2 protein-coding genes and 1 pseudogene are annotated in these 1,728 nt (G+C 62.8%); 1 reads left to right on the forward strand and 2 read right to left on the reverse strand.

Features of this window, described 5'->3' with window-relative positions:
- Positions 1–93: 93 nt before the first annotated feature.
- Positions 94–891, reverse strand: a complete 798-nt coding sequence (locus tag AC1D1P_RS22530) for an enoyl-CoA hydratase (RefSeq protein WP_477674522.1) — start codon at positions 889–891, stop codon at positions 94–96.
- Between the two features lie 104 nt (positions 892–995).
- On the opposite strand from AC1D1P_RS22530, the gene AC1D1P_RS22535 reads away from it, so the two are divergent.
- Positions 996–1,256 carry an enoyl-CoA hydratase-related protein gene (locus AC1D1P_RS22535; protein WP_477674523.1) on the forward strand — a complete coding sequence of 87 codons (261 nt, stop codon included), beginning with the start codon at positions 996–998 and terminating at the stop codon, positions 1,254–1,256.
- Positions 1,257–1,288: 32 nt separating this feature from the next.
- Here the strand turns inward: AC1D1P_RS22535 and AC1D1P_RS22540 are convergent.
- Positions 1,289–1,728, reverse strand: a pseudogene (locus AC1D1P_RS22540) (M61 family metallopeptidase); the annotation flags it as partial.

Consider the following 1,728-nt stretch of genomic DNA (forward strand, 5'->3'; position numbering starts at 1 on the left):
CGTCCAGGCTCACTGCGTGTAGCCTGCTCCCCCCCTCAAGGGGGCGGCGCCTGGGGCCGGCGAAGCCGGACCCGCGGCCCCTACTGGTGGGGCTCACCTGTGTTTAAAAACCGGTTTTCGTTTGTTGACGAAGGCGTCCATGCCTTCTTTTTGGTCTTCGGTGGAAAACAGCGAATGGAACAGGCGCCTTTCGAACATCACGCCGTCGCTGAGGCCGCTTTCAAATGCCCGGTTGAGGGCTTCCTTGGCGGCCATGACGCTGGTCTGGCCGTAGCTGCAGATCATCAGCGCGGCGCCCAGGGCTTCGTCCATGAGCTTTTCCAGCGGCACCACACGGCTGACCAGGCCTGAACGCTCTGCCTCCTGGGCATCCATCATGCGGCCCGTCAGGGTCATGTCCATGGCTTTGGCCTTGCCCACGGCACGGGGCAGGCGCTGCGTGCCGCCAGCACCGGGAATGATGCCCAGCTTGATTTCAGGCTGGCCGAACTTTGCGTTGTCGGCAGCAATGATGAAGTCGCACATCATTGCGAGCTCGCAGCCGCCGCCCAGCGCAAAGCCGCTGACGGCAGCAATCACYGGCTTGCGGATGCTGCGGATTTGCTCCCAGTTGCGGGTGATGTAATCGTTGTTGTAAACGTCGGCAAAACTGTAGGTGGCCATGGCGCCGATGTCGGCGCCTGCGGCAAAGGCCTTTTCGCTGCCGGTCAGGATGATGCAGCCGACGGTGTCATCAGCATCAAACGCCTTGAGCGCCCGGCCCAGTTCGTCCATGAGCTGGTCGTTCAGGGCATTGAGTTGCTTGGGCCGGTTCAGCGTGACGATACCCACCTTGCGGCTGTCCGGGCCTTCGGTGCGGGTTTCAATGGTTTCGTAGGTCGTGGAAGACATGAAATAGGTCCTTTGGCTGAAAATGCGTCCGGCAATGATGCCACGGGCTCATGGCTGCCAATGGCTTGCCGCAATGCTAGATTCGGGAACAGGAGACTGCTGCCATGACTGCTTCCCACACCGGCTCCGCTGCCGATCCCACCGTTCTGTATGCCATCGATGGTGCTGTGGGCATCCTCACGCTGAACCGCCCCCAGGCCCTGAACAGCTTTACCCGGCAGATGCGTGAAGGCGCCACGCGCACGCTGCATCAGCAACTCGATGCGGAACGCGACATGCAGGCGGCCCTGGGACGCAGCCACGATTACATGGAAGGCGTGACGGCTTTTCTTGAAAAGCGTCCCGCGGTATTCAAGGGCGAATGACCTTCCGAAGAGGTGAGTCGCGCCAGGCCGGGTCAGGTTTTCTGGCCGAGCCACTGGTCCATCAGCGCGGCATCCCGCACCGCCAGGCGCCAGGTGGTCAGCGCGGGCGGCATGGGCAGCTCCAGCCGCAGCAGGCGTTTGTCGCGTGCGACCAGGGCAATGACTTTTTTGGCCGTGCCTGCGTAGTGCAGCAGGTCATCGAGCCGGTTCATGCGCCAACCGCCCTCCGGCTCCCGTGCGCCTGTGGCAATGTGCTCTACCGCCAGCCATTCATCTCCCGCCGCAAACCCGGCATGCTCGGCAACGCCGCCGCGCAGCACGGTCTTGACCTGCACCACGCCCTGGTTTTCGCTGGCGCGTAATCCCAGCCGCTGAGCCAGTTGCGCAGGTTCTTCGGCGACTGTCACGCCATGCTGTTCCAGCAAGGCCTTGAGCGGAAGTTCTTCGCGTCCGTGCACCCATTGGGCCAGCT

It is taken from the genome of Polaromonas sp. P1_E1_2 (genome assembly GCF_056406035.1).

What these genes read in the sequence shown, in the direction of transcription:
- AC1D1P_RS22535 (WP_477674523.1), top strand. Translation starts at nt 996, where the DNA reads ATGACTGCTTCCCACACCGGCTCCGCTGCCGATCCCACCGTTCTGTAT.